The organism is Aquiflexum balticum DSM 16537, from assembly GCF_900176595.1.
Classification (GTDB): Bacteria; Bacteroidota; Bacteroidia; order Cytophagales; family Cyclobacteriaceae; genus Aquiflexum; species Aquiflexum balticum.
This window is the reverse complement of record NZ_LT838813.1, coordinates 1,177,834-1,202,882: the sequence shown is the minus strand read 5'-3', so window position 1 is coordinate 1,202,882 and position 25,049 is coordinate 1,177,834. Positions and strand designations below refer to the sequence as shown.

The window sequence follows — 25,049 nt, the reverse complement described above, 5'->3', positions numbered from 1 at the left end:
TCAGGGACCGTTTCCTTTTTCCCCGGGCGGGGCAAAGACCATCCTTCCGTTCTTGCAGCAGGTACACCTGAACATCTCTTCTCCGAAAATCTCCTCCATCACCTCGTAGGTGCTCAGCCCATGGTAAAATGACACCTCCCTTGTTATGTTCAACAGCCTGAAACATTCATTCATTTTGGTGTTGCTGTTGGCCGAGGCCAAGATGCCGTAATAGCGGATTTTGTAGAAGCCTGTTGGCAGTACATGTTGCATAAATCTTCTGACAAACTCGGAACAGGCAAGCAACATGGTTTTGGTTTTGTTGTCCCTGTAATCCTTCCACCTGAACTTTACGGTTTCACCATCTGTATCCAGAATACGGCTGTTGCTGATCGCTACCCTGTGGGTATACCTGCCAAGGTAGCTGACCACCTGGCCCGCCCCCCTGAAAGTCTTCTTGATATAGACATTCCACATCTTTGCGTAAGATTCCCTTTTCAGACTTTTGATATCGGCAAACAGCTCTTTCTGCCCGTCAGGTATCCTGAGAAGGTTATCCTCCAGTGCTCCCAGAAGCCTTTCCATGAACAGTCCCCGGAACACGGACGAAAGGGCCTTTACCGGAACGAAGAACTTTTTACCGGCATACAGCCACTGCATCCCGTCACTGTCAAGGCCTCCTGCAGGAACCAGCATATGGATGTGGGGGTGGTAGTTCAGGGATTGGCCCCAAGTGTGGAGTACCGACAGACAGCCGCTTTCGACTCCCAGAAATACCGGGTTCAGGGCCGTCTTCTTTACTGCTTTTGCAGAACATTCAAAGAGCAGGTTGTAACAGAACCTCTGGTTGATGTAGAACAATGGATTGAGAAACTCAGGAACCGTAAACACGGCGTGAAAGTACCTGACAGGCAGAAGCCTGCACTTTAGCTTTTCCACCCAAAGCTGCTGCTTGATGTACTGGCACTTCGGACAGTGGCGGTTCCTGCAGCTGTTATAGCAGACTTTGACCCTACCGCAGGAGTCACAACAGAGACTGTGTGAGCCCATTTGTGATGTCCGGCAATGGAGGATGTCGTTAAAGGCCTTTCTCTGGTCAGGGCACAGATGCTTCTGCGACAGGAAAACCTCCTTTTGGGAATCCAGGACTGTTGAGAGTTCGGCCCCACCATTCCTCTTGTTGACAGCCTCCATCAAAGCTCATCCAGGGGACTTTTGATCTGCGCGGGGGTCAGGTTGCTTATATGCAGGTAAACCGTAGTGGTCTTAAGGGACCTGTGTCCCAACAGCTCTTGGATAATCCTGACATTGGTTCCCTGCTCGAGCAGATGTGTGGCAAAAGAATGGCGAAGGGTATGGAAGCACGCCTGCTTTTTTATCCCTGCTTTCTTCATAGCCTTTTTGAGTATACAGCGGGCGCTTGTCTCACTGTAAGGCTTTCCCGGTTCTTGGCCTTCAAAAAGGTAAGTAAGTGGACGGTAGCCTCTGAAATAATCCCTGAGCTTTACCAGTAACTGCTCCGGAAGAAGTGTGTACCTGTCTTTATAACCCTTTCCGCCCCTGACTTTGACCTGCATCCGGTCGCTGTCAATATCGCAGGGTTTCAGGTTGATTACCTCTCCCATCCTGAGTCCTGAGGCGTAGGTGAGAGCGATCAGGCAATAGTGTTTTCTGTTCCTGATACTCTTAAGGATATGCGACACTTCTTCCTTTGAGAATACAACCGGAAGCAGCTTGGGACGTCTTGGCCGTTTGATCCTGATAGTATCCCAATCTCTTTCAAGCACGTCTTTGAAAAGTATTTTAAAGGCACTGATTGTCTGGTTTATGCTTGATACCGAAAGTCCGTCCAAACTGATCCTTTTAAAAAGGTAGTCCTTTAATTCGGGGATACTGATCAGATCCGGACTTTTTCCAAAATGAGCTGATACTACAGATACCAGGCTAAGATAGGTCTTGATGCTTCTGGGAGAATAATGTCTGTAGGACATCTCCTCATACATCCTCTGGCGCAAACTTTTTTTTCCATGATTAAATTAGTTAAAGATTGAACATGGAATAAATTTAATACATATTGTTAAAAATCAGGCCTTTATGATGGAATACAGAAAAACTACCGACGAAGGAGGTTTAGTTCAACGGTTGGCATATGGCTTGTGGCGGTTTTAAAGCACTTTCCTGCCCACCGAAACCAAAGCTGGCTACTAAGCGAAAACCTTGCTGGTAGCCGTTCGCCCGCCATAAGCTATATGCGTTGTTGTGGTGCGTATTTTTTAGTTCATAAATTTTGTCATTATACCTAATTGCAACAACATAAATCCGCTTATTATCATTGCGAAAATTGCAAATTTCTTAATATCACTCAATCCTCGTCCTTCCTTTAAAATCAATCGCCTAAAGTCAGACGAAATTAGACTAAAAAGAGCAGTCAAGAACAAAAGACCAACAGCTGTCAAAACTCCGTTTCCAATGGGAAAACCTTCTTTGTCGCCAAGAAAAAACGGAATAATGTCAGTTAGAAAAAGCAAGTTCCAAACTACTATTGCTCCGATTGCGAATCCTTTTTTGATTGGAAATCCACCTTTCGATTGTTTTTCAATTATCGTTCTGTCAATTTTCTGATTTGTTTGGTTTTCACTACTTAAAAACCCTGTTTCTTGGATTTGTCGAACGACCGAATTCGGGTCTTTAAAAGTCCAAAATATAACACGTTCTTTATAGGTCGAAACATTATGATTAATTTTTATTCCTTGTCCGAGAATTGGAATCATTGTATAAGGTTCGATTGAAATTATATCGGTAGGTTGAAATGTCAGATTTCCAACTATTGAAGCATTTAATTCCAAGCGGTCTTTATTCACTTTCAAGGTCGCAAATGGAAATGTCGCATTTGCCATTCCCACTCTTGCTCCACCTGTTAATTGTAATTCGTTCATTGATTGTTCGATTGTTTCTTTATATGCACCACAATCGGGTCAGGCAAGGGAATTTCACCCTCACCTTCCCACAGAACCGTGCGTGAGACTCTCACCTCACACGGCTCTTCATGTTTATAAGTCGCTTCGGTTCTAATTTACCTAAGGTTGAACCAATTTCCAATGCTCAAACAGGTTTGGGGTAGACTTGTATTGTTGCTTTAGCCATCTGACTGCCGCCCATTTGAAAAGTCCTTTCTCCCATTTCACCCACTTGAGTAACCGGTGGTTGAGTTGATTCCATATCTCACGTATGGATTCTCCTCTAAGCTTATGATAGTAATTGAGCAGTCCTCTGATGACAGGATTCAAACGATTGGCTACTTCCTTTATGGGTTTGCGCCATTTATGGATTTGCATTTCCCTGAATTTGCCGAGTATTGAAGTTCTGGACTTGATACTCACAAATGTTCCAGGTAGTAACATCCCCTTTCCTTTGATGGTCTGCATCGATGCCTTGATCGTGAATCCAAGAAAATCATACTTGCGGGGATACTTAGTATCTGACCAACCTCGTAGGTTCACAATCTTGGTCTTCTCAGGGTGCAACTCTAGGAAGCAGGTCTTCATCCGCTGACGTACTTGTCTTAACATGAATTGTGCTTGCTTCTCTGTCTTGCAGTGTATCACCACATCGTCTGCATACCGTTCAAATGGTTTCTCAGGATGATATTTCCGCATCCATTCATCAAAAGCTACATGCAGATAGAGATTCGCAAGTAATGGACTCACTACGCCTCCTTGAGGTGTGCCTGCTTTTGTCTCCTCGAAAACCCCATCTGCCATGATGCCTGCATTTAGCCATCTGGAGACGTACAAGGCTATCCATTCATCCTTACAGTAATATCTCAGTGCTTTCATCATCAGGCCATGGTTGATATTATCGAAGAACCCTTTGATATCAAGGTCGACCACAAAGTCATGCCCAAAACAATTTCGCTCTGATTGTTTCACTGCTTGGTGAGCATTACGGTTTGGTCTATAGCCAAATGAACTCTCGTGGAACAGTGGCTCAAGTTGTCTCTCCAAATACGCCCTTACTACTTGCTGTGCGATACGGTCTAGAAGGGTGGGGACACCCAATTTGCGAATACCTCCGTCCTTCTTGGGTATCTTCACTTGTTTGACTGGCAAAGGAAAATAGCTACCCGAGGTCAGTCGATTCCATAACTTATAGAGGTATGAGGATAGATCTTTATCCAAGTCCTCCCAACTCATTCGGTCTATGCCCGAACTTCCTTTGTTCGCTTTTACTTTCTTGTACGCTTGCCATACCATCAGTTTGGTAATTGGTTGCGATTTTGTCTCATAGTAGTCTGTCATCCCAATTATCTTGGTTGTAAACTGGTTTGAAACTAAACATGCCTGCTCCTTCACTCCATTCCCATTACAGAAATTTCATCGCTACTACGAGCAGGTCTGCCCCCTATGCTTCACCCAACCACAGGTGCAGGTTTCCTCTCTCGATTTGGCCTGACAGCATAGAGTTCACTTGTTCCTTGAAATGGCCTGTACTGCGTTCCTGCCAGCTTAACCCCGGATGCGATGTGGCCAGTATATCCGATCGTCCGCCACACTTTGTCATAGGTACAAACGTAACTACCTATTTTTCACATCGTAATTTGCCTTATCGAGGCTTCGTCACTGGTTCATTTTCATTCAGCTCCATCAGTACTCACCTACGGGGATCAATGTCCCCGTTTTTCCTTACCGCTCACCACATATTGGTTTCCCAGATATGCAGCGTAAGGTAGTTTGATAGCTGTTTCGGTAAACCGCCATCGGAGGGCCTCTCTATTGGTTACCCAATAGTCCTCCATCCATTTCAAAGCATTCAGCCTTAAGAGGGCTGATTCAAGTCACACACGTTTTGGCGCTTGGCGCAGTGGCGGATTTCGGAGCACAAAACTGTCAATACACCACAAAAGTTGATGCGAGGTAGAATGTTCAATTAACCACGTCACCCGCCATTGAGCCAAACGCCTGTTATAGCCCGTTTTTCTTGTCATTTCTCGTCAAAGATTTGGTTTGGAAACAATGTCATAAGGTCTGTCACAGTTTGGTAGTCTAAGTTTACGTTTAGGTCTGGAATGTTTATCACTTCTTTGTTCCGTAGTTTCTTTACAATAATTGAATTCTCATTTTCTGCTACCCAACGTTTTACCCTTTCTACTACTTCGTTTTTAGGTTTCTGATTTTCGTCAAGGTTCCATTTTATTCTTTTATAGTTGTCAAATGCCAATAACTCTTCCGGTTTGAGGGAAACAAGTTCAACGTCTTCAAATCCACGAAAGTCAACCTGAAAACCTTTATTTCTTACTAATGCTAAACCATAACCTACACATCTCAACCCAACACCTGCAAATAAAACTTTTGCATTATGAGGTTTAGCATTGTTAAAAACTTGCAACGCTAAATCTTTGTCATAAGTCAAATGTGTTCCATCTGCTGGACCTGTTTTAACCATTACAAAATAAAGTTGTCCGTTTTTCTTAAGAACGAGTTGTGGATTTAGGTTTAGGTCTGTTGTCCCATCAACTATTTCATATCCTTCCTGCTGAGAATATTTGTAAATAATATCTATGCCAAATTCGTGTATTTCCTGCTTTGTCAACAAGTCATTTGGGTTAACATTTTCACCTGCTCTTTTTTCAGCTTCAGCAAATTTTCTAAAAATATCTTCTTGGTCGCTCATTTTATTAGTTGTTTAATTCGTTAAGTCCAATTATTGGATGGGGATAATCTGTTCCTTTAGGTGTGAATGCGATTGCTTCTCTAAAATATTCTCTTGCTTTATCATTGTTACCCATTTCGGCATAAGCAACTCCAATGTTGTTCAGATAGGTTGCATAAATTTTGTTCCAAGTTAAACAGTCGGCAAAGGTGTGAATGAGGTTCGGCAGAACATATCTTATTTTGTCTTGGTCAAAGTAAAGAAGTCCACCGTAAGTTATTTTGTCTGAAAACTTGATTGCTGTTTGTCCGTCTGGAAAGCGGATACTTGAAATGCCTTCTGTCTTTGCGTAGGCTGTTATGCAGTCAATCGTCCTGTCTAACCAAAATTTATGGTTAGCTTTCTCACCCAAGCTCTCAAGTCCGAAAAATTCGTTTTCTTTTGAGTTTTTAAGTTGCAGATAAATGTTTTGAAAAATTGCATTTACCCCGTTCAAATATGAAATGATTGCATCTCTTAGTCGTCCTTGCTTTTTATACTCAATACCAAGGTCGTTCCAATATCCATAGTCAAGTGGATTTTCTTTAGTCAATTGTTCAAGTGTTGATATATCTGTCATAACTGTGTCGTCTTTTAAAATGGGCTATAACGTAAAGTGTTTTAGACGCAATCTAGCCAAAAAAATAGCCAAAATAAATTGGCGTTTCAAGATTGCGTTTAAAACATAGTTGGACTAAGCCGTGCTACACCTATGGGTATTTATCTGCTTTGCTTTGAAGGTTTTGTCTGGTTTTGGACCATTGTCCTGAAGTTTTGGACGGATTCCGCTTTTTTCCTCGGAAATTTTGTTTGGGACCGGGCATACCTTTCCCTGTAACAGAACCTCTGTTTTGTTTTTCTTTCATATTTCCAAAGAACTTCATCCCTGCTTTTTCATTCAGGGACCATTTGCTTTTCCTTCGGGCGGGGCAAAGACCATCCTTCCGTTCTTGCAGCAGGTACACCTGAACATCTCTTCTCCGAAAATCTCCTCCATCACCTCGTAGGTGCTCAGCCCATGGTAAAATGACACCTCCCTTGTTATGTTCAACAGCCTGAAACATTCATTCATTTTGGTGTTGCTGTTGGCCGAGGCCAAGATGCCGTAATAGCGGATTTTGTAGAAGCCTGTTGGCAGTACATGTTGCATAAATCTCCTGACAAACTCGGAACAGGCAAGCAACATGGTTTTGGTTTTGTTGTCCCTGTAATCCTTCCACCTGAATTTTACGGTTTCACCATCTGTATCCAGAATACGGCTGTTGCTGATCGCTACCCTGTGGGTATACCTGCCAAGGTAGCTGACCACCTGGCCCGCCCCCCTGAAAGTCTTCTTGATATAGACATTCCACATCTTTGCGTAAGATTCCTTTTTCAGACTTTTGATATCGGCAAACAGCTCTTTTTGACCTTCGGGTATCCTGAGAAGGTTATCCTCCAGTGCGCCCAAAAGCCTTTCCATGAACAGTCCCCGGAACACGGACGAAAGGGCCTTTACCGGAACGAAGAACTTTTTACCGGCATACAGCCACTGCATCCCGTCACTGTCAAGGCCTCCTGCAGGAACCAGCATATGGATGTGGGGGTGGTAGTTCAGGGATTGGCCCCAAGTGTGGAGTACCGACAGACAGCCGCTTTCGACTCCCAGAAATGCCGGGTTCAGGGCCGTCTTCTTTACTGCTTTTGCGGAACATTCAAAGAGCAGGTTGTAACAGAACCTCTGGTTGATGTAGAACAATGGATTGAGAAACTCAGGAACCGTAAACACGGCGTGAAAGTACCTGACAGGCAGAAGCCTGCACTTTAGCTTTTCCACCCAAAGCTGCTGCTTGATGTACTGGCACTTCGGACAGTGGCGGTTCCTGCAGCTGTTATAGCAGACTTTGACCGTACCGCAGGAGTCACAACAGAGACTGTGTGAGCCCATTTGTGATGTCCGGCAATGGAGGATGTCGTTAAAGGCCTTTCTCTGATCAGGGCACAGATGCTTCTGCGATAGGAAGACCTCCTTTTGGGAATCCAGGACTGTTGAGAGTTCAGCCCCACCATTCCTCTTGTTAACAGCCTCCATCAAAGCTCATCCAGGGGACTTTTGATCTGCGCGGGGGTCAGGTTGCTTATATGCAGGTAAACCGTAGTGGTCTTAAGGGACCTGTGTCCCAACAGCTCTTGGATAATCCTGACATTGGTTCCCTGCTCGAGCAGATGTGTGGCAAAAGAATGGCGAAGGGTATGGAAGCACGCCTGCTTTTTTATCCCTGCTTTCTTCATAGCCTTTTTGAGTATACAGCGGGCGCTTGTCTCACTGTAAGGCTTTCCCGGTTCTTGGCCTTCAAAAAGGTAAGTAAGTGGACGGTAGCCTCTGAAATAATCCCTGAGCTTTACCAGTAACTGCTCCGGAAGAAGTGTGTACCTGTCTTTATAACCCTTTCCGCCCCTGACTTTGACCTGCATCCGGTCGCTGTCAATATCGCAGGGTTTCAGGTTGATTACCTCTCCCATCCTGAGTCCTGAGGCGTAGGTGAGAGCGATCAGGCAATAGTGTTTTCTGTTCCTGATACTCTTAAGGATAAGCGACACTTCTTCCTTTGAGAATACAACCGGAAGCAGCTTGGGACGTCTTGGCCGTTTGATCCTGATAGTATCCCAATCTCTTTCAAGCACGTCTTTGAAAAGTATTTTAAAGGCACTGATTGTCTGGTTTATGCTTGATACCGAAAGTCCGTCCAAACTGATCCTTTTAAAAAGGTAGTCCTTTAATTCGGGGATACTGATCAGATCCGGACTTTTTCCAAAATGAGCTGATACTACAGATACCAGGCTAAGATAGGTCTTGATGCTTCTGGGAGAATAATGTCTGTAGGACATCTCCTCATACATCCTCTGGCGCAAACTTTTTTTTCCATGATTAAATTAGTTAAAGATTGAACATGGAATAAATTTAATACATATTGTTAAAAATCAGGCCTTTATGATGGAATACAGAAAAACTACCGACGAAGGAGGTTTAGTTCAACGGTTTGCTTTCTTCTATTATTGGAGAAAGCATGCCAATAAGGCGTGCTTTCCGTAATATTGTGGAAAGATGTCCTATAAAACTAAAAGAATTTTTATAAATCTAAACCATCTAATGGACTTTTTATTTGGTCAAAACCCTTAGTGGTAATATGTGTATATATCTGTGTCGTTTTAGGGCTTTCGTGGCCTAAAAGACTTTGTATATATCTTAAATCAGTGCCTCTTTCCAATAAATGGGTCGCAAAGGAATGTCTCAAGGTATGTACAGTTACATTTTTTTTAATTCCCACATTATTCAGTGCCTTATTCAGAATTGCAGAAATACTTGTTGTTGAATACTTAACAGGAAACTCTTTGGTACTTTTCTGACCTTCAAACAAATACTCATGAGGCTTCTCTTGTTTAATATATAGTCTTAATATTTCCAGTGTCCTTTGTGAAAGAATGGTATATCTATCCTTCTTGCCTTTGGCTTGTTCTACCCTTATCTGCATCCGTTTAGAATCGATATCTTTAATCTTCAATTTGGTAAGTTCTCCAATCCGCAATCCTGCGGAGTAAATAGTCATTAAGATTGCTTTATGTTTCAAGTTTTTTGTTGCTTTTAGAATCGCAGACACCTCTTCTTCACTCAATACCTCAGGTAATATCTTTTCCCTTATAGGTCTATCCACATGGTAAAACTTCCTTTCACCACCCCGTACTTTTTCAAAATAAAATTTAATAGAATTGATTGCTTGGTTTTGATGTGAGCTAGAAACTTTTCTCTCAGTCACTAAATATCTCGAAAACTCCATAACCTCTTTTTCGCCCAATTCTTCAAGAGAAATATTTGAAAAAAAATTAATGAATTCTTCAAACAAAGGAACATAGGCTTTAATTGTTCCCTCACTATACCTCCTTTCCTCCAACTTATGAACATACTCCTCAGGGCATTTTCTGTAATTTGGGATATCCAATGGAGAAATTTTGGGGACAACCCCACTTATCATTTCTTCTTCCTCAAATTTCATTGCCATCCCGAATTCCTTAATCTTCGTTTTTATTTCCTCTAAAAACTGCTCTGAATAGGGAACGGTCCACCATTTATTTTTGGAATCCCATTTATAATAGGGAATAGTTTTAATAACCTTCATCAATCCTGCATGAAAACCAAAAATCAGCTTCAGTCTACCTGACCTGCTCTTTAAAATTAAAACTTCATTTTTACCGATCTTATGCTCTTTACCTATGATTTTTACCTCAATTTGTTCATGTTCTTTCAGTATGGAAATCCGCTCTCCAAAGTATTGCTTGATCCTTTCAAGATTGCCGGGATAATGGGGCACATCCCAGAAAAAGCCTTCCTTATTCCACCTTGCATACTGAATGCTTCTGATAAAGTTTATATCAGCGTCATTCTTGGGCATTTTCAAAATAATTTTACGCCCGATTACTTCTACTTCTATGAGTCTTTGTTGCATAAGAAAAATAGTTACGGTTATACACAAAACTGCAATAAAATGAGAATGTAAAATACATGAATTCAGACACTTCTAAAAACCCCAAACCAAACTTAAACGTTTATTTCGATTGATAGCCAATCTGTAATCACCCAAAGAAACAACAAAGCCTACATTGTTTTGATCCCAAACTATCAGTGCTGGGCTGGACTTTGTCCACAAAAAAAGCCCCCATCTCTGGAGGCTTTCCTTTGCGTCTTAGCGCCTTCGCGGGAAATCAACTATAAGTTGAAACCCCATTCTAATCGATCAAGAAAAAGGATACTTCCCCTTCTCAATCATATAATCCGCTATCTGTCTTCTCAGCTCCTTGGTATTGACCAGGTCGGTTTTGGTCCAGCGCTTCAAGCCCATCAGCATGACCTTTTGCTCATCCCCTTTGGTAAAGGATGCAATGGCCTCTTTCGCAGCAGTCTGTATTTTTTCCACTGCTTCAAAGAGGTACACCTGCGCCATCGCAATCTGTGGCTGACAGGCTTCTTCGCCACGGAGACTGACCAGTTTTTCTGTCCTGAGGACAGCAGATTCGGCAGCATAGATCTCTATCATCACATCGGCCAGGTTCATCATCACTTCCTGTTCGGATTCGATTTTGTCTGCCAATGCCATCGCGGCTTTTCCACCCACCATCAGAAACACTTTCTTCAGTTTTTTGATCACCTCTTTTTCAGCGGCAAAAAGCTCAGAGGTATCAATGGTCTCAAAACTCGGTACGGAAGTCAGTTCCTGTGATACTGCCATAGCAGGTTCAAAAAGATTGATTTCCCCTTTCATGGCCCGCTTCAGCAACATGCCTACCATCAGCATGCGGTTGATTTCATTGGTACCTTCATAGATTCTGGAAATACGGGCATCCCTATAAGCGCGCTCCATCGGGGCATCGGCCGAGTAGCCCATTCCTCCATAGACCTGCACACCTTGGTCCACTACATAATCCAATACCTCAGACCCATGAACTTTGGCTATAGCCGCTTCGATGGCAAACTGTTCCAAGGCTTTCAATTTGGCTTCCGCATCAGAAATCCCCTCTGAAGCTATGGCTTCCATCCTGTCTTCAATGTCCTGACCGGCACGGTAACAAAGGGATTCACAGGCATAAGTCCTGACAGCCATTTCGGCCAATTTCTGCTTGATGGCCCCAAAGGAATTGATGGCCACGCCAAATTGCTTACGTTCCCCGGCATACTTGACAGCATAAGTTGCCACGGTTCTACAGCCTCCCAATACGCCCGCACCCAATTTGATACGGCCGATATTGAGGATGTTCACAGCGATTTTGAAGCCGTTCTGTCTTTCGGAAAGCATGTTTTCCACAGGTACTTTGCAGTCATTGAAAAACACCTGACGGGTAGAGGAGCCCTTGATACCCATTTTCTTTTCCTCTTCGTTCATCGTGATGCCACCGAAACCTTTTTCCACAATAAATGCAGTCAGGTTTTTATCATCCTCGATCTTGGCAAACACGATAAAGATATCCGCAAACCCGGCATTGGAGATCCACATCTTCTGTCCGTTGATGAGGTAATGTTTGCCATCTGCTGTCAGAGTTGCTTTGGTCTTGCCGCTGTTGGCATCAGAACCTGCATCCGGTTCGGTCAGACAATAGCAGGCAGCCCATTCTCCCGTGGCCAGTTTTGGCAGGTATTTGGATTTTTGATCTTCTGTACCATAGTACAAAATCGGCAAAGTACCGATTCCTGTATGGGCACCATACGTGGTGGAAAATGATCCAGCACCACCGATGATATCTGCAATCAGCATGGAAGTATTGAAACTCATCCCCATACCACCAAACTCCTCAGGAACCGAAATTCCCAAAAGTCCGAGTTCGCCTGCTTTATGGAAAATGGAAGGAACAAGCTCCGGGTTTTTCATGCTGTCGATATCCTCGATTCTTGGGTGTATTTCGGTATCGATAAAATCCTGACAGGCCTGCGCCATCATTTTCTGCTCCTCAGAAAACTCCTCAAATATAAAGATTTCCTGCGCCGCGGTTTCCTTGATCAGGAATTCACCGCCGTTGATTGATTGTTTTGTTACAGTTGACATATATTCTATTACTTAAAGATCCATTTTAATTCTTTAGAAGCGAGAACCGAGAGATTAGAGCCGAGACACAGACCATTGAGGTTTTTTTTAACCTCGAAGGTCTTTTTATTCCCCGTCATCATTTTGGAAAAGAGAATTCTTTTTATTCGTCTTCGCTTTTCTCGCATCTCGCCCCACGCTTCTGGTTTTTACTTCGCTGCTTTCCTGAACAAAAGACCACCGAGGTTTTAAAAACCTCAGCGGTCTAAGCCGCCTCTACCTCAAAAGCTCATAAACCCCCGCAACTCCTTGTCCCCCGCCAACACAAGCCGTCACCATGCCGTATTTCTTGTTTTGTCTGCGGAGTTCGTTGAAGAGTTGGACGGAGAGTTTGGCACCGGTACAGCCGAGTGGATGACCAAGGGCTACTGCGCCCCCATTGACATTGACTTTATCAATATCCAAATCCAAGGATTTGATGACTGCCAAGCCCTGTGCGGCAAATGCCTCGTTCAATTCGATGAGATCAATCTTGTCCAAGGTCAAACCGGCCTGCTTAAGGGCTTTGGGAACAGCTTCTCTGGGCCCGATTCCCATGATTCTTGGTTCCACACCTGCTACGGCATAGGACATCATTCTGGCAATGGGTTCCAGGTTGAGTTCTTTGACCATCCTTTCGGACATCACGACCACGAATGCGGCACCGTCAGAGGTCTGGGAGGAATTCCCTGCGGTAACCTGACCGCCCATTTTAAAGGCAGGCTTTAAGTTGGCAAGGCCTTCCATCGAGGTTCCTGGTCTTGGTCCCTCATCCGTGTCCACGGTAAATTTTCTGGTTTTCTTTTTTCCCTTTTCATCCACATAGGTTTCTTCCACTTCCACGGGCACAATTTCGTCCTTGAATTTGCCTGCGGCTATGGCTGCCAAAGCCCTATCATGGGACCTGACAGAAAATTGATCTGCCTGTTCGCGGGTGATGTCGTATTCTTTTGCCAGTTCTTCCGCAGTCAGACCCATACTCAGGTAGTAATCGGGCGTCTGCGAGGCAATTTTATAGTTCAGGGCAGTTTTATAACCCATCATCGGCAATAGCGACATGGATTCTGTACCACCTGCGATGATGCAATCTGCCATGCCCGCTTTGATTTTACCCACGGCCAGGGCAATGGCTTCCACTCCGGAACCACAATACCTGTTGATAATAAATCCGGGATTGTCCACGCCCAATGCCAAAAGTGAAATCATCCTGCCCATTTGCATGCCCTGTTCCGCTTCCGGGATAGCATTCCCGACAATCAGGTCATCGACCATTTTATTTTCCAATCCCGGTGTATTGGCCACCAAATGCTTGATCACATCTGCCGCCAAATCATCCGGACGGTAAAATCTAAAGCCACCCTTTTTGGCCCTTCCTACCGCTGATCTGTATCCGTTTACTATATAAGCTTCCATATTTTTTTCTAAATGAGGTTTATTGTTGATTTAAAGTTTGTTGAACTAAGAGAAATTGAGAGCCAAGAATCAAGAACCAAGAGCCAAGATTTGTTGAGGTTCAAATTCTAGGGTTAGATTTCAAAATGGGTTGGATTCCACTGTTGAAATAAATCCGTTGATCATTCTTTGCACTTCGCTGATATCAGATTCAAGAGATGTGAATTGTTCCTTATCCAGTAGGCCTACCAGATTGGCAATGATAGCCTGAGTTTCCAGTTCATAACTTTCTCCAAGGCTAATATCCAGAGAGTTTACAAAAGATTTAGAAGTGCTTTTAGCGGTTCCTTCGGCAATATTTGAAGGAATTGAAACACTAGCCCTTCTCATTTGCGAGGTCATACCAAATTTCTCCTCAGAAGGAAATTCTTTTGTGATATGGTAAACCTTTACAGCCAAATCAACTGACTTTTGCCATACCTTGAGGTTTTTGAAATTATGTTTAGGTTTCATATTCTTTCAAATTTTAGGCTTCAATTCTTTTCTATTCAACTTTTTTACCTGTTTAAAATTATAATAACCCTAATTTTAAACTAAACCAGTCTTGGTTCTTGGTTCTTGTCTCTTGGTTCTAAACTCTCGCCTCTCCCTTCTCGCCTCTCGCGTCTCGCATCTAATTCCTAAGCGGTTTCCCCTTAAACAGAATACTATGTATCCTCTCCAAGGTCTTCTTTTCCCCGGTAAGGCTAAGGAAGGCTTCACGCTCGAGGTCGAGTAAGTATTGTTCACTGACTTCTGTGGGGGAAGAAAGGTCTCCGCCGGACATTACCCATCCCAATTTCCTGGCGATTTTGGCGTCATGTTCTGAAATGTAGTTGCCATAAAGCATTCCGGTAATACCTGCTTCAAACAGGGCCAGGGAAGTTTTGCCTAAAACTTTGATATTGGTCTGCTGTACAGGTTGCGTATATCCAGCATCATAAAGAGCTAGTACCTTAGCTTTGGCGTCAGCCAATTGGCGTTTGCGGTTCAAAGTGATGCTGTCTTTCACCTGAAGGTATCCAAGGCCTCTTGCTTCTGCCGCTGAGGTGGAAACTTTGGCCGTGGCGATGTTCATGAAATATTCCTGTAGCCTGTTCAATTCCACGTCTCCTGCTTTTGCTTCATTGGAAAACCTCAGGGTCATTTCCTTGGTACCGCCTCCGGCAGGAATCAAACCTACACCGAATTCCACCAAACCCATATAGAGTTCAGCATGCGCTTGGATGGCATCAGCATGTAAAGAAAGTTCACAACCTCCGCCCAATGCCATATTGTGTGGGGCTACTACTACAGGAACAGATGAATATCTCGCCCGCATCATGGTATTTTGGAAGCCTGCAATCATCAGGTTGATTTCATCAAACTCCTGATCTCCGGCAAACATAAACAGCATGGCAAGATTGGCGCCTGCGGAGAAGTTTCCGCCTTCGTTACCAATGACCAAACCTTTATAAGATTTTTCAGCCATATTAATGGCAGTATTGATACCTTCAATCACTTCCTGACCGATTGCATTCATTTTGGTATGGAATTCCAATCCGATGACCTCATCACCAAGGTCATAAACCGTGGCACCTGCATTGCCCCAAAGCTTTTTATTCGCGGCTTTGAGTGTATCCAAAATGATAAATTCTTCTGTACCTGGAATCGGCTGGTAGGATTTTGAAGGAATATCGTAATATTTCTTTTGTCCGTTTTCTACCTTATAGAATGAATCGTTTCCGGCTGAAAGCATCTCGTGGACCCAAGTAGCTGCTTTTTCTCCGGCAGCTTCCATTTTTTCCACCGTCTCTTTTACGCCAAGGATATCCCATGTTTCGAAAGGACCCAGTTCCCAGCCAAATCCAGCGGATACAGCTTGGTCTATTCTATACAGTTCATCAGATATTTCAGGAATTCTGTGTGAGGCATATTTGAAAAGGTCATAAAAAGAAGCCCTGTAAAATTCTCCGGCCCGGTCATCAAAATTGACCAGAAACTTGATTCTCTTTTTGAGGTCATCGATTTCTTTCGAAGCTTCCAAAGCCTTAAACTTTGGTTTTTCGGCGTCTTTGTATTCAAAAGTCTTCAGATCCAGTTCTTTCAGTTCCTTGCTGCCATCTTTGTGACGGATCATCTTGAAATAACCCTGCCCGGTTTTATCCCCCCACCATTTATTGTCATAAAGCACTTTTACAATATTGGGCAAAAGGAATTTATCCCTTGATTCATCATGGGTAAGGGTTTTGTACAGGTTGTTGGCCACATTTACGGTAGTATCCAAACCAACTACATCCATGGTCCTGAAAGTAGCCGACTTTGCCCTGCCTATGATAGGTCCGGTGAGTTTATCCACTTCTGACACTCCCATACCTATTTTTTCAATGGCATGCATTCCTGAAATGATGGCATAAACACCAATCCTGTTGGCAATAAAAGCAGGTGTATCTTTACATAACACTGTTTCTTTGCCCAAGAACCTGTCTCCATAATCCATCAAGAAATCGATGATGTCAGGATTGGTTTTTGGTCCGGGGATAATTTCCAATAATCTCAAATAGCGAGGCGGATTAAAAAAGTGTGTTCCGGCAAAATTGACCTGAAAATCTTCTGACCTTCCCTCGCACATCAGGTGCATTGGAATCCCTGAAGTATTTGAAGTTATCAAAGTTCCGGGTTTTCTGTACTTTTCTACTTTCTCGAAAAGTGATTTTTTGATGTCCAATCTTTCTACAACCACCTCAATTACCCAATCGTAATCTTTGATCTTGGGAAGGTCATCATCAAAATTGCCTGTTGTAATCCTGGATACAAAAGCTGCATCAAAAAGTGAGGCAGGTTTTGATTTCAAGGTATTATCCAGGGCTGTGTTGACCAATCTGTTTCTGACAGCTTTGTCTTCAACTGTCAGACCCTTTTTCTTTTCCTCATCATTGGGTTCATTGGGGACAATGTCAAGCAATAAGACCTGCACACCGATATTTGCAAAATGGCAGGCTATTCTTGACCCCATCACACCGGAACCCAAAATCGCTACTTTCTTGATTGTTCTTTTCATAAAATTATTGGATTTAGAGTTCGTACAGATTTTCGTACGCATTGGGGTTTATCGTTTCTGATTGTATATTTTCTAGCACTTGATTAATCTTTTGGAAAACCATAAAAAAATCATTCAATTCCTCTTCGCTGACTACTTCTCTTACCTGTTCATTGAATTCCTTTATGGTCTTGACAGATATTTCTTTTTTCCTTTTTCCTTCAGGGGTGAGAAAAATCCGAACTGATCTTTTATCAACAGGATCCGGTTTTTTAAAAATCAAACCCTTTTCTTCCATACTTTTAAGCATTCTGGTCAGACTTCTCGCTTCCAATCCCATCAAAGGAGCGATTTTGGTAGCCGGAGTACCTTCTTTTGAATTGATATTGATCAATACAAAACCGATTGCTGTAGTAAAATCTTCCAGAACAGCTTTTTGATTATACATCCTCGATATGGCATGCCAAGCACTCTTTATGTGATAATCAACTGTTTCTTCTCGCTTCATAGGTATCTTTTTAATACGACTAAGTTAAGAAAAATATTGTATGCATGCATACTAAATACGAAAAAAGTTATGCATGCATAATAAATTATTCAGATAAAATAATGACATAAAAAAAACTATATTCTGAATATTTACAGAATATAGTTTATATAATTGGATATAGTAGATTTTACTTCAAAAATTCAAAATATGATTTTGTGAATTTTATGTCCTATTTATAAAGCTCTTCAATTTCTTTGGCAAATTTTTGATGAATAACTTTCCTTTTTAATTTCATAGTAGGCGTTAATTCCCCGGTATCCACTCCCCATTGGGCATTGAGTACTTTGAATTTTTTGACCTGTTCCCATTTTCCAAAGTACTTGTTGAGTTCATCTATATCCTTTTGGAATTTGTCCAAAATTTCAGGTTTTTTGAGCATTTCTTCATCCGAAGTGTAAGGAATGTCTTTGTGTTTGCACCAATCTTTCAATCCCTGTAGACTCGGAACAATCAAAGCTGCCGGATAATTTTTATTTTCTCCGACTACAATGACCTGTTCGATTACAGGAGATTCTTTATACTTATTCTCCATAGGCTGAGGGGCAATGTATTTGCCGCCTGAGGTTTTGAACATCTCTTTTTTCCTATCAGTAATCTTGAGATAATTATCCTTATCCAATTCACCGATATCACCTGTATGGAACCATCCATCCGGCTCAAGAACTTCAGCTGTCAGCTCCGGTTGCTTATAATAACCCTGCATGATGTTTGGACCTTTAGCCAGAATTTCACCGTCAGCCGCAATTTTAACCTCTACATCCTTGACAAGTTTTCCGACCATACCGATCCGGATATCTTTGTGGTTACAGATTGAGGCTGAAATCACGGGGGAAGTTTCTGTCAAACCATAGCCCTCGCATACGGGAATTTGAGCTGCCCAGAATACCCTTGCCAATCTGGCTTGAAGTGCAGAAGCTCCGGAATTTATCTGCATGATATTTCCGCCCAATGCCTCTCTCCATTTACTAAAAATAATTTTATTGGCCATTTTCAACTGAAAATTGTACCAAGCACCTTGGTCTTTGTTTGGTTCGTATTTCAATCCCAAATTAAGCGCCCAAAAAAACAATGATTTCTTAACACCTGTAAGTTCATAACCTTTTGATACGATTTTATCATATACCTTTTCCAATAAGCGTGGTACAGTATTGAATACATGTGGTTGAATCTCTTTGAGATTGTCTCCAATGGTTTCCATGTTTTCCGCATAATAGATGGAAATTCCCATGTACAAAAAGCAGAAGGAACCTGTTCTCTCGTAAATATGACAGAGCGGAAGAAAGCTCAGGGCCTTTCCAATCCCCTTTGAAACAATAATCCGGTCTTCAATCGCAAAAAGATTATGGATCACATTCCCATGGGTCAGCATTACCCCTTTGGGTCGTCCTGTTGTACCTGAGGTATAAATTATTGTAAAAAGATCATCAGTTTTGATTGTTTCCTTAATGGAATCAAGTTCAGCAATATTGCCGGATTCCCCGGATAGCATAAAATCTTCCCAATAATCACAGCCGGAAATTTTATCAAAGGAAAAAATCTGTACATCCATATTTTTGGATGCTTCTTTTGCTTTTTCCAGTATCTCTTCATCACCAACAAAAACCTTTTTTACTTCGGCATGATTGAAAATATAATTGTAATCATCTGCAGATATGGTTGGATACATGGGAACTGAGATAGCCCCAATTTGCTGCAAAGCCAAATCAATAAAATTCCATTCAGGTCTGTTATTGGATATAATTGCTACTTTATCATCCTGGTGAATTCCTGATTTTAAAAATGCAAGACTTAAATTGTCTACGATTGTTTTCAGATCTCTGGAGGAATATTTTTTCCATTGCCCGTTAATTTTTTGGGCCAAAGCATCTTCTTTATCAAAGTTGGCAATCTGATAATTGATCAAATCAAATAGTCTGCTGATCTGCATATTATTTTGGGTTAGAGACAGAACGTCAAATTATGAAAAAGACCTCAGTTATCCAAAGACCAATTTTTGAGCTTTATTCACAGACTTATATTTATATTATTTTATTTAATTAAATAAAACTATTAAAGTTATTAAGGTGTGGATTTGTGGGTAAGTTTTTGTCTTTTATTAATCAACAGTGGTGAATGACTTTATTCATAATCTATTCACATTCTTTTAACATTAAATTTTGGCTTAATTCTCTGGTTTTGTTTAGTTTATATAATTGGAATCAGATTATGTGGATTAGTCTGTAATAGATAACCTAGTATAAGTTTGTGTTCATGGAAATGTTTATAAGTGTGGATGAAATGGCACTTAAATTTCGGTTATCTCTAATTGTGTTGTATTTTGTTTATTGTCCGGTATAAGTGCCGGTTTATACCCAAGTTATTTAAGCTTGTACACACTATTTTGGTCACTTATCTACATTATTTTCTTGATTTATTTTTTCATTTCGGTCTTTTTGAATTGAGTTTGTTTGTATTCCTACTGGATTGTTGGGTTGTATGGTTACTTCCAATGCCCAGCCTGCCCTTATAGTTGTGTCTTTGGAGTTGTTATCATTTTCATTTAGTAAGTAATAGACAGGCTCTGATTGTAAATTATTTCTAAGATTTGAGGTATCCCATCTCTTATTTTTATTCCTGTCTATAATTGCTCTTATAAAGTGAACTCCAGGTTCTATATTTTTAAAAATGGTTTGGTTCGTTTCTGTTAAATAATTTTCGGCAATAACTTTATTTTGCTTATCAGTAATTTGGACAATAATCGGTAGTTCTTCGGTATTGATTATGACAGTTATATCCTCTGCCAAGGCTTCGCTTTTTAATCTTTTATAGCTTGATTCTAATTTGGCTTCGTTGAACAGTCCTTCGATATCTGTAAAGCTTGAATCAGCTGCTAAGAAGGTGAATGTTTCAGAAGCTATTGTATCAGGTATGGGTATATCTATGGTGAGCAGTGTTCGTGTTGTACTGTCTTTAAAATAGGTCCAGTCCTTTCTTATTTCAATAACCGATGCGGTATCGTATTTTACAATAAGGGAATCATAATTTATTTCAAAAAGAGGTTTATTGAATTGTATATCCAATGATAAATTCTTGGAGAAGTTCTTTGGTGCGAGAATGCTTGGTTCGAATTTTTCTTTATTTCTATCACTTTCTTCAAATTTTGCATAGATTAAAGTGTCTATTTTGTATCCTACTGAATCGGTGATATTTAGTTTAATTGCAGTACTATCATTCATTAATGTTTTATGATAAACTCTGATGGTTTTTTCATTTTGTCTAAAGAACAAATTCTTGTTTAAATCCTCATTTTCTATAGAAATTTCTACTGGAAATTTACTTAAAACTATATCAAAATTGGTTCCTGCCGTTGAGGCACGGTTTACTTTAAATTCGGAAAGGTCTGCTTTGGATAAGTAAAATTGAGCCTGTGATATATTTTCAAATATCCGGATAGTATCTCCAAGGAATCCATAGTTTTCCAATTTCTCTTCTGCCTTAAGAGAATTGTTTGAATCATGCCAGGCGTATGCTTTATATTCACCGGACCTTATATTTGTTAAGTTAAAATTGCCTGTTGAATCGGTCTGTCCTATATAATATGGTGGACCTGTCAATATATCCAGGGTATCATCCAAAGTATATAATCCTACCAACACATCTTTCATTGATTCATCTTTTTGTGGAAAGACGTAAGCGACATTCCCGCTGAATGTAAGACTATCTATTTGAGAGCCTGTGGAAAAAACCAGTTTCAAGTTTTCGGGTACATTATTTTCAGTTATGTCTTTGATGGTTTTTTGAAAATTGAATACATAGGTCGTACTGTCTTCTAGATCTTGATTGAGTTTTATAATAACCTTGTTTTTGACTGCACTTACTTCCATTTCATCCTTATTGATTCTAGGAGTTATCAGAATCTGTTTATTTGGATTTTCAACTTTGATATATTCATCAAACTCAAGTTCTATTATTTTAGGTTTGCTGTTTAAAGAACCCGATTCCGGAATCATAGCAACAAGTTTTGGGGGGTCTTCATCTTTAGGACCACCCATAGGTGTGCTTTGTTTAGCACAAGATATTATTACTAAAAATATATAAATTAATATTATGTAATTGTATAATCTCATTTTTTCTTTAAAATGAATAATAAGCTAGAATAATTATTTTCATTGTTTTTAGCCCAAATATTTGATTTTAACCCATTTATGGCACCTTTTATCAAATGTAGTATGCTATTGTTATTAGGTTTTAGATATTTTTCACTTAAGATTGAAACGTAGAAGCTATCAAATTTCATTGGTTTGGTTTCAGTAATCCGTAGATTGAATTCTTCGGCCAATTTTTGAACGGATATTTTATTGAAATGGTATAGATGCCTGGGAACATCCAATGCTGCCCAATTTGATCCATAATATTTGGAATCGAATGAGACGAAATTTGGTACAGCGATTATTAATGTTCCGTTATCATTTAATAGTTCAACAATCTTCTTTGTTGATTTTCTTAAATTGTGCATATGTTCCAACACATGAAAAAGTGTGATTACGTCGAATTTTTTATTATCGTTGATATTCTTGAGTGATTCTGATACTTTCAAATTTTTACTCTGTGCTATCTTTCGTGCTGTACTGTTAGGTTCTATACCTTTTACCTTCCATTCACTTATTTCTGCTGCTTCAATAAAATAACCTGTACCGCAGCCAATGTCCAATAGTTTTCCTTTGTTTGGGTGAAGCATATTTATCAGTGCTACCTTTTTTCGTATCGTTAATTGGCGGACAAATTTGTATAATTTATTTGTTAGATTGGTCGATTTATTTTGGTGGGAAATATATTCCTCCGATTCATAATACTTACCTATAAATTCTATTGATGGTCTGGGATTGGTAAATATAAGTTTACAATTGCTGCATTGACATAGAAAAAATGTTTCACCGCTTACGGAATGATCTTTTACTTCTGAGTGATTAAGAAAAAGCCCACTTTTGCATAGTGGGCATTTGGTTAACCTTTCCATTGACATTATCTTCCTAAGTAGACAGTGAGAATTGATAGATCTGCTGGGGAGACGCCGCTTATCCGTGAGGCTTGTCCTAATGTTTCAGGCTTTACTTTATTCAATTTCTGTTTTCCCTCAGCTGATAAAGCAGGAATAGCCAGGTAGTCAAAAGCTATAGGAATTTTATAGTTTTCCATATTGTTTATTTTTTCTACCATCTGTTGTTCCTTTTCAATATAGCTTTCGTACTTGATCTGTATTTCTGCCTGTTCTAAGACATCTTTGTTGTATTTGGACAGGTATATTTTTAGATCTTTATCAAGTTCAATAATTTTGGATAAACCTAGATGTGGTCTTTTCAAAAGTTTTTCAATAGAGATTTTTTCTTTTATTGTAGCGGTATCGAACTCTTCCAAGCCTTCATTGATGATATCCGGAGACAATTTTTTTTGCTTTAGGTCATTGATCAGTTTTGCGGTATCGGATTTTTTATCCAACATTTTTTCCAAACGTTGGTCGTCTGCTAATCCTAACTGATGCCCTATTTGGGTAAGCCTTAAATCTGCATTATCCTGTCTCAGCAATAGCCGGAATTCTGCCCTGGATGTAAACATCCTGTATGGTTCTTCGGTCCCTTTATTGATTAAGTCGTCAATGAGTACCCCTATATATGCATCTGATCTTTTTAAAAGGAAAGGCTCTTTATCGTGGACTTTCCTGGAAGCATTTATTCCTGCTACTAAACCCTGGGAAGCAGCTTCTTCGTAACCTGTTGTCCCGTTGATTTGTCCTGCGAAATAGAGGTTTTCTATTAATTGTGTTTCAAGTGTCAATCTCAATTGTGTAGGAGGAAAATAATCATATTCTATTGCATATCCTGGTCTGAACATTTTTGCATTTTCAAATCCCTCGATTTTTCTTAGCGCAGCATATTGTACGTCTTCAGGAAGCGATGTCGAAAATCCGTTCACGTATATTTCCACAGTGTTCCAACCTTCGGGCTCAACAAAGATCTGATGTCTTTCTCTTTCAGCAAATCTGTTTATTTTATCCTCGATAGAAGGGCAGTATCTTGGTCCTAAGCCTTGGATTCTGCCATTGAACATCGGAGAGCGGTCAAATCCTGTTTCAAGAGTTTGATGTACTTCTTTATTGGTATAGGTAATCCAGCATGTTCTCTGTTCTTTCAATGGCTGGGTTTCATCTGAATAAGAAAACTTCTCTGGATGTTCATCTCCATATTGAACTTCCATTTTGGTATAATCCAATGATCTACCGTCTACCCTTGGCGGAGTTCCTGTTTTCATTCGCCCGGCTTCAAAACCCAGTTGAACCAATTGCTCCGTAATTCCTTTTGCAGCTGCTTCTCCTGTTCTTCCGCCTCCAAACTGTTTTTCTCCAATGTGAATTAACCCATTTAAAAACGTACCATTGGTCAATACCACTGATTTACTATATATTTCTAGACCTATTCCAGTTCTTACTCCTTTGACGCAGTTGTTTTTAACGATCAAGCCACTGATCATTTCCTGCCAAAAATCAACATTGGGGTTTGCTTCTAGTGCCAATCTCCATTCTTCCGCAAATCTCATCCTGTCATTTTGAGATCTCGGGGACCACATTGCAGGGCCCTTTGATCTGTTCAGCATGCGAAATTGGATCATTGATTTATCTGAGATGATTCCTGACATTCCTCCAAGCGCATCAATTTCTCTTACGATTTGTCCTTTCGCAACTCCGCCCATTGCAGGATTACAGGACATCTGCGCAATGGTGTTCATGTTCATAGTACATAAAAGCACTTTAGAACCCATCTTTGCAGCTGCATTTGCTGCCTCACAGCCAGCGTGCCCAGCCCCTACAACTATCACATCGTATATCGGAAACATAATTTTATTTTTTTAATGTTTCACGTGAAACTATTTACCTTGACTTGTAGCTGTCTGAAGAAATTGTTTCACGTGGAACTTTGGTTTATTCAAAAAGAGAAATGGATTCATCTTCCCTTTGACTCATCAATATTTTATCTTTTGGGTTTTTGTCTTTATAACCCATCAAGTGTAAAAGTCCATGACTCATTACCCTTAACATTTCTTTTTCAAATGAGTTTTTTTCTCGTAAGGCATTTTCTTTAATTCTCTCTATACTAATAAAAACATCACCTTCAATTAATTTTGCTTCCTCTGAGTTATCAAAAGTGATGATGTCTGTATAGGTATGGTGATTTAAATACTGCTGGTTAATTTGATATAAATACTCGTCTGAACAAAATATGTAATTAAGTTCCTTGATTTTGTAATTTTCGCTGTCAGCAACTTCTTTAAGCCACTTTTTGTATTTGTTTTTTTGATTTAAGGAAAATTTGATGTCCTCCTCAAAAAATAAAATAGCCATTTACATGTAGAAGGTTAAAGTTGTTTTTCTTCCGGAATCATCAAACTTGACTTCATCAGAAAGATGTTTCATAATGAAAATTCCCCTACCTCCTGTTTTTTCCAAGTTTTCCGGTTCAGTTGGATCGATTAAATTTTCATAATCGAAGCCTTCTCCTTCATCTTTAATAATGAATTTAACAAGATTGTCGTCTAAGTGTAATTCCAAATCCACTTTTTTATTACCATCTAAATTATTGCCATGTAGGATCGCATTAGTAACACATTCTGTCACAGAAATCATAATATTACCATAGATGTCTTCATTGATAGCATATTTCTCTCTGGCGTTATCAATGAAGCTTTCTATAATTTTTATATTATCTATAAGAGATGGAATTGAAATTTTAATAGATTTCATGAAGCTTTTATGGCTATTACGTTA

The 25,049-nt window shown here is 40.4% G+C and carries 22 protein-coding genes; all 22 read right to left on the bottom strand.

All coding sequences use genetic code 11. The features are described 5' to 3' along the window. Positions 1 to 1,173 (bottom strand): IS91 family transposase, encoded by a 1,173-nt coding sequence (locus tag B9A52_RS05315; protein ID WP_084119319.1) that lies wholly within the window; start codon positions 1,171 to 1,173, stop codon positions 1 to 3. Beyond that, on the bottom strand, positions 1,173 to 1,982 hold the full coding sequence (locus tag B9A52_RS05310; protein WP_084118937.1) for a tyrosine-type recombinase/integrase: 810 nt from the start codon (positions 1,980 to 1,982) through the stop codon (positions 1,173 to 1,175). The genes B9A52_RS05315 and B9A52_RS05310 overlap by 1 nt, the downstream gene beginning before the upstream one ends. A 270-nt stretch (positions 1,983 to 2,252) precedes the next feature. Continuing rightward, positions 2,253 to 2,915, bottom strand: a complete 663-nt coding sequence (locus B9A52_RS05305; RefSeq protein WP_084119318.1) for a hypothetical protein — start codon at positions 2,913 to 2,915, stop codon at positions 2,253 to 2,255. A 141-nt stretch (positions 2,916 to 3,056) separates the two neighbouring features. Then, positions 3,057 to 4,277, bottom strand: a complete 1,221-nt coding sequence (ltrA, locus tag B9A52_RS05300; protein WP_084119317.1) for a group II intron reverse transcriptase/maturase — start codon at positions 4,275 to 4,277, stop codon at positions 3,057 to 3,059. 365 nt (positions 4,278 to 4,642) lie between these two features. Then, on the bottom strand, positions 4,643 to 4,774 hold the full coding sequence (locus tag B9A52_RS26310; RefSeq protein WP_262483117.1) for a hypothetical protein: 132 nt from the start codon (positions 4,772 to 4,774) through the stop codon (positions 4,643 to 4,645). A gap of 185 nt (positions 4,775 to 4,959) precedes the next feature. Beyond that, positions 4,960 to 5,649 (bottom strand): hypothetical protein, encoded by a 690-nt coding sequence (locus B9A52_RS05295; protein ID WP_084119316.1) that lies wholly within the window; start codon positions 5,647 to 5,649, stop codon positions 4,960 to 4,962. A gap of 4 nt (positions 5,650 to 5,653) precedes the next feature. Continuing rightward, entirely contained in the window at positions 5,654 to 6,247 is a 594-nt protein-coding gene (locus B9A52_RS05290) for a tetratricopeptide repeat protein (protein WP_084119315.1), read from the bottom strand. 130 nt (positions 6,248 to 6,377) lie between these two features. Continuing rightward, positions 6,378 to 6,551: a hypothetical protein gene (locus B9A52_RS25425; RefSeq protein WP_157370052.1), complete on the bottom strand. Its 174-nt coding sequence runs from the start codon at positions 6,549 to 6,551 to the stop codon at positions 6,378 to 6,380. Between the two features lie 14 nt (positions 6,552 to 6,565). Beyond that, a complete protein-coding gene (locus tag B9A52_RS05285) occupies positions 6,566 to 7,738 on the bottom strand; it encodes an IS91 family transposase (protein WP_084119314.1) in 1,173 nt (390 codons plus the stop codon). Beyond that, complete coding sequence (locus tag B9A52_RS05280) at positions 7,738 to 8,547, bottom strand: tyrosine-type recombinase/integrase (RefSeq protein WP_084118939.1); 810 nt, start codon at positions 8,545 to 8,547, stop codon at positions 7,738 to 7,740. The genes B9A52_RS05285 and B9A52_RS05280 overlap by 1 nt, the downstream gene beginning before the upstream one ends. 230 nt (positions 8,548 to 8,777) lie before the next feature. Next, a complete protein-coding gene (locus tag B9A52_RS05275) occupies positions 8,778 to 10,148 on the bottom strand; it encodes a tyrosine-type recombinase/integrase (RefSeq protein ID WP_084119313.1) in 1,371 nt (456 codons plus the stop codon). Positions 10,149 to 10,436: 288 nt separating this feature from the next. Further along, positions 10,437 to 12,236, bottom strand: a complete 1,800-nt coding sequence (locus tag B9A52_RS05270) for an acyl-CoA dehydrogenase family protein (protein ID WP_084119312.1) — start codon at positions 12,234 to 12,236, stop codon at positions 10,437 to 10,439. Positions 12,237 to 12,491: 255 nt separating this feature from the next. Further along, positions 12,492 to 13,667: a thiolase family protein gene (locus B9A52_RS05265; RefSeq protein ID WP_084119311.1), complete on the bottom strand. Its 1,176-nt coding sequence runs from the start codon at positions 13,665 to 13,667 to the stop codon at positions 12,492 to 12,494. 120 nt (positions 13,668 to 13,787) lie between these two features. Beyond that, positions 13,788 to 14,159, bottom strand: a complete 372-nt coding sequence (locus B9A52_RS05260; protein ID WP_084119310.1) for a four helix bundle protein — start codon at positions 14,157 to 14,159, stop codon at positions 13,788 to 13,790. Between the two features lie 160 nt (positions 14,160 to 14,319). Further along, positions 14,320 to 16,725: a 3-hydroxyacyl-CoA dehydrogenase/enoyl-CoA hydratase family protein gene (locus B9A52_RS05255; RefSeq protein ID WP_084119309.1), complete on the bottom strand. Its 2,406-nt coding sequence runs from the start codon at positions 16,723 to 16,725 to the stop codon at positions 14,320 to 14,322. 13 nt (positions 16,726 to 16,738) lie between these two features. After that, entirely contained in the window at positions 16,739 to 17,212 is a 474-nt protein-coding gene (locus B9A52_RS05250; protein ID WP_084119308.1) for a MarR family winged helix-turn-helix transcriptional regulator, read from the bottom strand. Between the two features lie 211 nt (positions 17,213 to 17,423). Next, positions 17,424 to 19,181: an AMP-dependent synthetase/ligase gene (locus B9A52_RS05245; protein ID WP_084119307.1), complete on the bottom strand. Its 1,758-nt coding sequence runs from the start codon at positions 19,179 to 19,181 to the stop codon at positions 17,424 to 17,426. Positions 19,182 to 19,638: 457 nt separating this feature from the next. Then, positions 19,639 to 21,360: an Ig-like domain-containing domain gene (locus B9A52_RS05240; RefSeq protein ID WP_197687270.1), complete on the bottom strand. Its 1,722-nt coding sequence runs from the start codon at positions 21,358 to 21,360 to the stop codon at positions 19,639 to 19,641. Beyond that, positions 21,357 to 22,250: a class I SAM-dependent methyltransferase gene (locus tag B9A52_RS05235; RefSeq protein ID WP_084123402.1), complete on the bottom strand. Its 894-nt coding sequence runs from the start codon at positions 22,248 to 22,250 to the stop codon at positions 21,357 to 21,359. Before B9A52_RS05235 ends, B9A52_RS05240 begins: the two co-directional genes overlap by 4 nt. A 5-nt stretch (positions 22,251 to 22,255) precedes the next feature. Continuing rightward, positions 22,256 to 24,121 carry a tRNA uridine-5-carboxymethylaminomethyl(34) synthesis enzyme MnmG gene (gene mnmG / locus B9A52_RS05230; protein ID WP_084119305.1) on the bottom strand — a complete coding sequence of 622 codons (1,866 nt, stop codon included), beginning with the start codon at positions 24,119 to 24,121 and terminating at the stop codon, positions 22,256 to 22,258. A gap of 85 nt (positions 24,122 to 24,206) precedes the next feature. Then, a complete protein-coding gene (ybeY, locus tag B9A52_RS05225; RefSeq protein ID WP_084119304.1) occupies positions 24,207 to 24,626 on the bottom strand; it encodes an rRNA maturation RNase YbeY in 420 nt (139 codons plus the stop codon). Further along, a complete protein-coding gene (locus tag B9A52_RS05220; protein ID WP_084119303.1) occupies positions 24,627 to 25,025 on the bottom strand; it encodes an ATP-binding protein in 399 nt (132 codons plus the stop codon). It abuts the gene before it with no gap. Positions 25,026 to 25,049 lie beyond the last annotated feature (24 nt).

Bases quoted from the DNA above. Each gene is read 5' to 3' on its own strand.
- B9A52_RS05265 (WP_084119311.1), bottom strand. From the start codon at position 13,667: ATGGAAGCTTATATAGTAAACGGATACAGATCAGCGGTAGGAAGGGCC.
- B9A52_RS05240 (WP_197687270.1), bottom strand. From the start codon at position 21,360: ATGAGATTATACAATTACATAATATTAATTTATATATTTTTAGTAATA.
- B9A52_RS05305 (WP_084119318.1), bottom strand. From the start codon at position 2,915: ATGAACGAATTACAATTAACAGGTGGAGCAAGAGTGGGAATGGCAAAT.
- B9A52_RS05245 (WP_084119307.1), bottom strand. From the start codon at position 19,181: ATGCAGATCAGCAGACTATTTGATTTGATCAATTATCAGATTGCCAAC.
- B9A52_RS05285 (WP_084119314.1), bottom strand. From the start codon at position 7,738: ATGGAGGCTGTTAACAAGAGGAATGGTGGGGCTGAACTCTCAACAGTC.
- B9A52_RS05270 (WP_084119312.1), bottom strand. From the start codon at position 12,236: ATGTCAACTGTAACAAAACAATCAATCAACGGCGGTGAATTCCTGATC.
- ltrA (WP_084119317.1), bottom strand. From the start codon at position 4,277: ATGACAGACTACTATGAGACAAAATCGCAACCAATTACCAAACTGATG.
- B9A52_RS05255 (WP_084119309.1), bottom strand. From the start codon at position 16,725: ATGAAAAGAACAATCAAGAAAGTAGCGATTTTGGGTTCCGGTGTGATG.
- mnmG (WP_084119305.1), bottom strand. From the start codon at position 24,121: ATGTTTCCGATATACGATGTGATAGTTGTAGGGGCTGGGCACGCTGGC.
- B9A52_RS05290 (WP_084119315.1), bottom strand. From the start codon at position 6,247: ATGACAGATATATCAACACTTGAACAATTGACTAAAGAAAATCCACTT.
- B9A52_RS05280 (WP_084118939.1), bottom strand. From the start codon at position 8,547: ATGTATGAGGAGATGTCCTACAGACATTATTCTCCCAGAAGCATCAAG.
- B9A52_RS05275 (WP_084119313.1), bottom strand. From the start codon at position 10,148: ATGCAACAAAGACTCATAGAAGTAGAAGTAATCGGGCGTAAAATTATT.
- B9A52_RS05310 (WP_084118937.1), bottom strand. From the start codon at position 1,982: ATGTATGAGGAGATGTCCTACAGACATTATTCTCCCAGAAGCATCAAG.
- B9A52_RS05250 (WP_084119308.1), bottom strand. From the start codon at position 17,212: ATGAAGCGAGAAGAAACAGTTGATTATCACATAAAGAGTGCTTGGCAT.
- ybeY (WP_084119304.1), bottom strand. From the start codon at position 24,626: ATGGCTATTTTATTTTTTGAGGAGGACATCAAATTTTCCTTAAATCAA.
- B9A52_RS05220 (WP_084119303.1), bottom strand. From the start codon at position 25,025: ATGAAATCTATTAAAATTTCAATTCCATCTCTTATAGATAATATAAAA.
- B9A52_RS26310 (WP_262483117.1), bottom strand. From the start codon at position 4,774: ATGGAGGACTATTGGGTAACCAATAGAGAGGCCCTCCGATGGCGGTTT.
- B9A52_RS05260 (WP_084119310.1), bottom strand. From the start codon at position 14,159: ATGAAACCTAAACATAATTTCAAAAACCTCAAGGTATGGCAAAAGTCA.
- B9A52_RS05315 (WP_084119319.1), bottom strand. From the start codon at position 1,173: ATGGAGGCTGTCAACAAGAGGAATGGTGGGGCCGAACTCTCAACAGTC.
- B9A52_RS05295 (WP_084119316.1), bottom strand. From the start codon at position 5,649: ATGAGCGACCAAGAAGATATTTTTAGAAAATTTGCTGAAGCTGAAAAA.
- B9A52_RS05235 (WP_084123402.1), bottom strand. From the start codon at position 22,250: ATGGAAAGGTTAACCAAATGCCCACTATGCAAAAGTGGGCTTTTTCTT.
- B9A52_RS25425 (WP_157370052.1), bottom strand. From the start codon at position 6,551: ATGAAGTTCTTTGGAAATATGAAAGAAAAACAAAACAGAGGTTCTGTT.